Here is a 7,649-nt window from a genome sequence, read left to right on the forward strand (position 1 = left end):
GACCAACATCGCTGCCGCGACCGACCACTACCGGTCACACGCCGATCACGCGCTCGACCTGCTCGGTCTCACGAGCTGAGAACGCATCAGCCCTGCCGCCGGGCCGGATCTCGGTTGAGCTGGGCCATGAGCTCCCGGATGGTCGTGCGGGCGGCGTGCAGCTCGTCGCCTTGGTCCTGGAACTTGAGCTCCAAATCGACAACCTGCTGTTCGAGGGTGGTGATCCGCGCCTTGAGCTGCTCGGTGTCGTCCGGGCCGCCGATGCCGACCTCGCGCCAGACCTGCTCGCCCAACACCTCACCGAGGCGGGCTTCGAGGCTGCGGACCTGGGCGGCGAGCCGGGCGGTGCGGGCGTCGGCCGCCAGGAGGTCGGCCTGCAGAGAGGCCCGGCTGACCATGGGTCCACGGCCGCCCGGGACGGCTGGCGGCTCGGCAGCCTGGGCGCGGACCTGGCCCAGGAGGTCGCGGTGGCGGTAGAGGAAGGTGCGGTCGACGCCGGCCCGGCGGGCGATCGCGGTGACGCTGATGTCGGCGCCGTCCTTCACGGCTGCAGCCAGGACGGCCTGGACGCGGTGTCGGCGCCACCCACACCGCCACCCTGCCCGACCTCGCGCCGGACGAGCGGATCCCGCTGGTCGCGGTGTGCGCGCTCGCAGCCGCCATGCCGACCTGCGTGCTCGGCGACCTGCCGCGCGAGCTCACCCGGCTCGCCAACGAACTCGACGCCGCCACCGCCGCCGGCCGCGCCGCCACCACGGCCACCGGCTTGGCCGGGTGAGCACGACCAGGCGCCGGGCGCTGGGGCCTGGCGCCGCCCGGGTGCTGGCCGACACCGTCCGGGCGCTCCGCACTGCGCCGCCGTGGTCGCCGGCCGCCGTCGAAGGCGCCCTGCGCGCCGTGCTGGAGGAGTTCGATCGGACCGCCGAGCCGTGGCGGGAGGCCTTCGAGGACCTGGACGAGGACGTCCTCGCCGAGGCCCGCGTCTTCGGCACCGATCCGGCCGGTGCCGTCGACGAGCTAGTGCGCGGCCTGTACGGGCAGCTGGCCCGCTGGCAGCACGCGATCGGCGAGCTCGGACGCCGGCTTGCAGCGGCCGCGCAGGATCGGCCGCTGCCGGAGTGGGCCGCCGACGCCGGCCGCACCGAGGACGTCCGCTGGCGCCGGGCCCGCCAGGCGCTGCTGGAGGCCGTCGCCAGTCACCACCACGGCGTCCTTCCCGCCGGACCGCCGGACGACCGACCGTGGTGATCACCGGTGGCCGCCGCGCGGGAGAATGAAACCAGCACCCAGCCCTGCCCCGCGGCATCAGCGCCCTGATCCCGAACGCCCGCGCCCAGGCGACGCCTGGCGAGCTCGCGGCCGCCCAGCTCCTGCATCTGCGATCGGCGACCGTCCCGGTGCCGGTCCTCGCCGCGGCCGCCGCGCTGATCGCCGCGCAGCTGGAGGACCCGGACCCGGCTACCCGCGAGGCCGCGGTCGCCGTCCACGCCCGCCTGCTCGCCGCCATCGAGGACGCCCCGCCTGCTCGGCAGCCGCCTGCATGTCCCAGCCCTGTCCCAGCGCCCCCGCCCAGCACTCCCACCAGGCAGAACAGGGTGAGACAGTCTTAGGACAGCAGTCCCAGATCCGTCCCAGCAAAGCGCCCGTTTGTCGCCCCGCAGCGGTTCACGTCAGCGATGACGCCGAGGCGAAGTTCAGCGAGCGCCTGGCCTGCGTCGCCGACCGCACCCTCAGCCTTGCCTGACCTCACCGGTCTGCCACCGGATCCGTGATCAGCCGCGGTGGTGGGAGCAGCCTGGAGGAGGACGGAAGCGATCGGCTGCCGCGGTGAGGCCGAGGTGCGCGGCGAGGGTGCCGTCCACGCTGGACTACTTCCCCTCGTGGGCCGCTTCCAGCACGGCGGCCAGGGCGTCCGCCAGGCCGGCCGAGCAGCCGCCGAGTTCCACGAAGCCGCGGTCCTGGATGGGGCGGCCGCCGCGGACGGACGGCAGCTTGAGGTCGTGGAGGGCGAGGGCGGAGATCAGGCGCTGGGAGGCGGTGATGCCGTGCAGCATCGGGTCCTGCTGGGCCGGGGTCGTGGCGGGGGTGCTGGTCACCGGTTGGTCCTACGTGCTGGCTGGGCCGGGCGGGGTCGGCGGCGTGGATGAGCTGGCGAAGCGCGCCGACCCAGGCGTTCCAGCAGCTGCGGGCCGAGCCAGGGGCGGCCGCCGCGCAGGGCGGCCAGGCCCGGATGGGCGGTCAGCAGCTCGTACAGCGCGGTGAAGCGGGTTTCGGTGGCCCTCTCGCCGAGGCCTTCCGCCTGGCACACCGGCTCGGGCAACACGGCGGCGTCCGGCGTACCCGCACCTCCTAGGAAGCGGGCCACTCCGGACGGCTCGGGAGTCCATTGGCGCCGGGGAGGATGTGGCCGTGACGGAGTTGCGCCAGCCCGATCCCGACAGCTGGAACCCTCTCCCGACCGACCGGATCGGCTGCGGCACCGGGCAGCTTGCGGAGCCCAGGTGGACCGGCCACTCTGGCCGGTCCACCTGGGCATGCGGCTTGCCGCGCGGATGGTGCCGTCGCCGGGTCAGGTGACCGGCGTGGCAAGGAGAAACCGCAGGCCGCCGGAAGCCAGGTAAAGCAGCGAGTCCCAGCCGCGTTCGGCCAGGCGCGCCGCGCAGAGATTCAGCTGCTCCTGCGCCTCCTGTCGGGCCGGGGAGGAAGCCGGCCCCCTCCACTCCACTCGCACCTGCGGGTCGGCGGACCCGGGCAGAACCCGGTAGCCGGTGCGCACCCGGCGACCGCGGTGGTCCATCGCACACGCCGGCACCCCTGCGGCCTCGAGAGCGAGCGCGACTGCCCACACCGGCCGAGCCTGCTCCCAGGGTGCTGGCACGTCGGCGTTGCCGGACACGCGCCTGCCCTCCAACAGCCCTTCCCAGGCGCGCGCCACCTCGGCGGCACGCGCCGCGGCGTGGGCCGGATCGCCCGCGGGGCCGTCGCCAAGCGTCGGCGCGAAGCCCCCCGTGACCGGGGTGTCCGGCTCACTCGGCAGCGGCTCGGCCAGCAGTTGGCGGACCCTCAGCCCGGCGGGCGTGAGGTACGTCGCGCCGATCCGGCCGCTCGCGACGGCCAGGCCGGACTGCACCAGCACGGCCCTCAAGGACATGCTGCCCTTCACCTCTCCGGTCACCGGGTCGGCGGTCAGCAGCGCTTTGCGCTGCGGCCCGTCGGGCAACTCCGCCTCGCCCCGCGCTCTGTAGGCCAAACCAGCCGCCCTCCCCGTCCGTGGTCTCGATGGCAGTATGCCCCCACGCGATTGCACAGTCTGGCGAGCCCCGGGGGGAACCACTGGTCGTCAGCGGGAACACCGTTTCCCCGTGTTCACCGTGATCGTGCACGGGCCGTCCCCGCCGGCTGGCGGCCCGCCCGCCCGGCCGGCCCGCAGCGGCACGACGACTGCTGGGGCCGGCCGGGCCAGGCCGCGAGGCCTGGCCGGAGGCCCCGGGTCGGGCCCCGGCCGGATCTCCTGTCACGGACTCATGTGATTGTTCGGCCGACACGCTGGTGGGACGTAGCCTGGTCCGGGGTCGGCGTGTGGTGCCCGGTGTGACCTGTCTACGGTGCGCCGGGGTCTCCAATGGTCGCTGCGCCTGGGGCGCAGTTGTGGATGTCGCTGGTGGCGGAGGCGACGATGGTGTCGAGCCCGTGGGCTTTGAGGTGGACGGCGTTGACGGTGAGTCCGCCGGGGACGGGAACCTGCTCGTTGAGGATGAGGGTGATGCCATCCAGGTGGATGGTGGTGTTGGGGCGCGGTGAGGAGATCCGGATCCTGGTGTGGCCGATGGTCAGGTAGGTGATGCGGGTGCGGCCGCTGGAGCCGGCGCAGGTGGTGCGGGTGCCGGCGCGGGCCGAGCCGAGGTGGACGGGGGGCAGTCCAGGGGCGTCGATCGTGATCTGCTTCGCCGTGGCTGTCGCGGTCGAGGTGGCGGGTGTGGTGCTCGTGGCGGGGGCGGTGACCACGCCGGCGCACAGGCTCCGCGCGGTGATGCCGCCGAGGGTGCGACGCGGGTCGGTGCAGAGGGAGGTGCTGCTGGCTTTCGTGGTGGCGACCTGGCCGGTGTCCGGGGTCGCCGCCACCGAGATGCGGCCGGTGGACCAGAGCCCGAACGCTCGGCCGGTCATGGTCGGCATCGGCAGCGTGTAGGTGATCACCACTTCGGGTGCGGCTCCTGGGGCCGCGGGCCCCGCCGAGGCGCCGGAGGTGGCCGGGGCGTACGACGACCCCGCACCGCCGCCGGCGCCGGCGCCGCCGGCGCCGCCACCGAACCAGCCACCTCCCCCGCCACCACTGGCACTGTCAGCGAGGGCGTTGCCGCCGCTACCGGCAACGCCGCTAGCGGCGCCGGGGCCGCCGCCCCCACCGGTGGCGCCGCCCCCACCGCCACCACCATCACCACCATTGGCACCGCCGCCACCACCACCGGCGGTCGTGGCGCTCGCGGCGCCGCCAGCGCCGCCTCCGGCGCCGCCTCCGGCGCCGCCAGCGCTGCCGAAGCCGCCGCCCGTGCCACCGGCGGCGCCACCGGCGCCTCCGGCGGCGCCGCCGGGCCCGGCTCCAGTGCCACCCCCCGCGACGCTGCTGCCGCCGCCTCCGGCGGCGACGACCAGCCGCGGGTCACTGCTGCTGTCGCCGGTGTAGGTGCAGGAGGGGGAGCTGGTGGAGCAGGTCTGCACTCCGCTCGCCCCGCCGCCGCCCCCGCCCGCGCTGTCGCCGTTGCCGCCGCTGCCCGCACCGGTGCCGCCGGGGTTCGTGCTGCCGCCGGTGAGGGTGCCGGGGCTGCCGGGGGTGCCGACCTCGGCGTACAGGGTGCTGCCCGGGGCCACCGCGAGTACGGCGCCGGTGACGGTGGCGCCCGCACCCCCGGGGACGCTGCCGAAGCCGGGGCCGCCGGAGCCGCCGGAGGCGCCGGTGGCGCTGACGGTGACGCTGGATACACCCGCAGGGACGGTGAAGGCCCCTTCACCGGCGGTGGTGAAAGTGCAGGTCGTGGTGGAGCCGGTGGTGGAGCACGAGCCGCCTTGGCGGGTTCCGTGGTGGGAGGTGCTTTCGCGGTCCTGACCGCCCGGGGTGGGCGTGGGCCCGGCCTCCCGGCCGGCAGGCCGCTCCATCCCGGCGGCCATGGCGTACTGGGGGAGCAGGGCTGTCGCGCAGGACAGCAGGGTGCAGGCGGCCACGGCGGACACGGTCCACCGCCGGTGTGACCGGGCCGTCTGCGAACTGTCGGCACGCGTGACCGGCGCGGGGCCGGTGGTGAAGGTTGTCGGCTGTCGCACCGGGACTCTCCTGAAGGGGATACGGGCAACGCGACACCGGGCGGGTTCACTTCAAGGACCGCAGGAGGAGAGGGAACCACCCATGGCCTGCCCGGGCGCTTTAGGCCACATCAAAAGCCACGACGGCGCGGTGCGACGCCAGCGCCACCATCAACGTGCATAACGTCAGCCGATCAGCTCATACGCGACGGCAACGTGTCGGCTGATACGAGTAATGCCAGCAGCCAGTCCTCGCCGAACGTCAGGCTCAGGTCGTCCAGGCGGTCCGGCTCGCCGAACCGCACGGTCGGGATCGTGCACGCGCAGCGGCGCAGCGCCTCGAAGTCCTCCGCCCGAATTTCGGACCGGGACGAAACAGCAGGTGCCACGGCCCCGACCGGCGCGGGCGCCATTTCGGACTGGGCCCAAACAGCGGGCGCGGCCGGGGCCGCCGCCGGGGCGGGATTTTCGGACCGAACCGAAACTGCCGCCTCGTGCGGGTACGCGGCCAGGACAGCCGGCGAGACGCGGGCCAGGACATCCGGGCGCATCAGCATCTCCTCGGCCCGGCGCAGCTCGCGCTCCGGCGCGGTCAGGCCGGGCCAGCGGACCTCGTCCCGCACGTCCTTGGCGGCCTCCCGAGCCCGGGCGCCCAGCGAGGCGTGCGCGGTGTAGAACTCCTCGTACGCGGCCACCGGATCGTCGTCCACCGCGTCCAGGAACGCCCGGGCGGCGTCCACGGCCGCCTTCGCGCACCGCAGCACCTCCGCCCGCGCGCCCTCAAGGGTGTCGTCCTTGGCCTTGTCGCGGGCCGCCGCGGACTTGCACTTCGGCGAGCAGTAGATCGCCCGGCGCCCGCGCCTGCCCGGCTCCGGCGGCGGCACGATCTCCTCGCACCCCTTCCGCTCGCACACCGCGCCGACCACCACGTCGAACAACACGTCAGCAGCGCCGGAATTTCGGACCGATCCGTTTTGCATGCCCCGGATCGTAACCTTGACGATCACCCAGACCCCAGCCCAATTCGGACCGGTCCGAAACTCCCGGCCGCCCGGGCGGCCACCAAGGAACCGGATTACGGACCGGCCCGAAACTCCCCACTGCCGCGCCTGGCGCAGCAGCCCGCGCGGCGCTGCACCTGCCGCACGGGGCAGCGGTGGTGCAGCGGCAGCGGCCGGACGTGCTGCTGCACCAGGCGCTGCTGCACGTTGTCCCGCTGCCCGGTGCAGCAGCGCTGCCTGTTGTCCCGTCACCGGCCGTAGCCGCCCGCCCTCTTGTCCTGCTACCCGCCGACCCCTAATGGGGAGCGAAGCCGGCGGATCGCTACACGTCTCCCGGTCCAACGAGACCTCGCTGTAGACCGCGGCCTCCGGCTTCACCTCGGCCGTGATCAGCTGACGTCCGGCGAGCCACAGCTGACAGTGATGATGTTCGTGAGCGGTTCCCGGGCAGGTCTGACCCAACGGCTGACTGACTTCGGGTCTTCAAGCGGATCTGTCGACCTCGTCCGGGAATCGCTCGTGAGCATCCGCCGGTCCGGCTTGCGTGACTTCATAAGAGCCTGGCCAGAGGCCCCTTCACTATCCTGTCCTCCCGCCGGGCCGGCGGCTGCCGCCCCACCCGGATCAATGGAGAGGACGGCGATGTCCACCATCGCACACCAGGCCCGCGAGATCACCGGTGGCGTCGACACCCACAAGGACACCCACACCGCGGCAGCCGTCGACTCCGCCGGCCGTCCCTTGGGTGCCCAGCAGTTCGAGGCCACCGCCGCGGGCTACGCCAAGCTCCTGGCCTGGCTGCGCTCGTTCGGGACCCTGGTGCTCGTCGGCGTGGAAGGCACCGGCGCCTACGGGGCCGGCCTGGCCCGCTACCTGCGTGAGCAGGACGTGACCGTGGTGGAGATCGACCGTCCGGACCGCAAGGCCCGCCGCTGGCAGGGCAAGTCCGACCCGGTCGACGCCGAAGCCGCCGCCAGGGCCGCCCTGGCGGCCCGCCGCACCGGCACGCCCAAGCACCGCGACGGCCGCGTCGAAGCCCTGCGGAGCCTGCGGGTGGCCCGCCGCAGCGCGGTACGCCAACGCGCGGACGCGATACGGCAGATGAAGACCCTCCCGGCCCTGCGGGCGATCTACACCGCGCCGACCGAGCAGGCCGCCGAGCAGGCCCTGAGCGAGCTGGCCACCTCCGAGCTGGGTGAACGCTATCCGGCCGTGGTTCGCACCTGGCGGGCGGCCTGGAACGAGTTCACGCCCTACCTCGCGTTCCCACCCGCTATAAGGAGGGTTGTCTACTCGACGAACATGGTGGAGTCGATGAACTCCCGGCTGCGGAAGGCTACCCGCAACCGC

9 protein-coding genes are annotated in these 7,649 nt (G+C 74.0%); 4 read left to right on the top strand and 5 right to left on the bottom strand.

Translation table 11 applies throughout. The features are described 5' to 3' along the window. Nucleotides 1-86: 86 nt before the first annotated feature. Nucleotides 87-545: a hypothetical protein gene (locus tag ACZ38L_RS37515; RefSeq protein WP_465702238.1), complete on the bottom strand. Its 459-nt coding sequence runs from the start codon at nt 543-545 to the stop codon at nt 87-89. A gap of 95 nt (nt 546-640) precedes the next feature. Between ACZ38L_RS37515 and ACZ38L_RS37520 the strand changes: the two genes are divergently transcribed. Together ACZ38L_RS37520 and ACZ38L_RS37525 are read left to right on the top strand one after the other, a co-directional pair. After that, nucleotides 641-778, top strand: coding sequence for a hypothetical protein (locus tag ACZ38L_RS37520; RefSeq protein ID WP_465702240.1), 138 nt, complete (start codon nt 641-643; stop codon nt 776-778). Next, complete coding sequence (locus tag ACZ38L_RS37525) at nt 775-1,248, top strand: hypothetical protein (protein WP_465702242.1); 474 nt, start codon at nt 775-777, stop codon at nt 1,246-1,248. The genes ACZ38L_RS37520 and ACZ38L_RS37525 overlap by 4 nt, the downstream gene beginning before the upstream one ends. A gap of 620 nt (nt 1,249-1,868) precedes the next feature. Here ACZ38L_RS37525 and ACZ38L_RS37530 read toward each other — a convergent pair. After that, entirely contained in the window at nt 1,869-2,096 is a 228-nt protein-coding gene (locus ACZ38L_RS37530) for a hypothetical protein (protein WP_465702244.1), read from the bottom strand. A gap of 47 nt (nt 2,097-2,143) precedes the next feature. Between ACZ38L_RS37530 and ACZ38L_RS37535 the strand changes: the two genes are divergently transcribed. After that, a complete protein-coding gene (locus ACZ38L_RS37535) occupies nt 2,144-2,353 on the top strand; it encodes a hypothetical protein (RefSeq protein ID WP_465702246.1) in 210 nt (69 codons plus the stop codon). Nucleotides 2,354-2,569: 216 nt separating this feature from the next. On the opposite strand, the gene ACZ38L_RS37540 is transcribed toward ACZ38L_RS37535, so the two are convergent. From ACZ38L_RS37540 to ACZ38L_RS37550, 3 genes are all read right to left on the bottom strand, one after another. Continuing rightward, nucleotides 2,570-3,250 (bottom strand): hypothetical protein, encoded by a 681-nt coding sequence (locus ACZ38L_RS37540; protein WP_465702248.1) that lies wholly within the window; start codon nt 3,248-3,250, stop codon nt 2,570-2,572. Between the two features lie 350 nt (nt 3,251-3,600). Further along, nucleotides 3,601-5,319, bottom strand: coding sequence for a hypothetical protein (locus tag ACZ38L_RS37545; RefSeq protein WP_465702250.1), 1,719 nt, complete (start codon nt 5,317-5,319; stop codon nt 3,601-3,603). Nucleotides 5,320-5,492: 173 nt separating this feature from the next. Further along, on the bottom strand, nt 5,493-6,278 hold the full coding sequence (locus ACZ38L_RS37550) for a hypothetical protein (RefSeq protein ID WP_465702252.1): 786 nt from the start codon (nt 6,276-6,278) through the stop codon (nt 5,493-5,495). A 663-nt stretch (nt 6,279-6,941) separates the two neighbouring features. Here ACZ38L_RS37550 and ACZ38L_RS37555 point away from each other — a divergent pair. Next, a partial coding sequence (locus ACZ38L_RS37555) for an IS110 family transposase (RefSeq protein ID WP_465702254.1) occupies nt 6,942-7,649 on the top strand: 708 nt, incomplete at its 3' end.

This window comes from Kitasatospora sp. NPDC024654, from assembly GCF_055559155.1.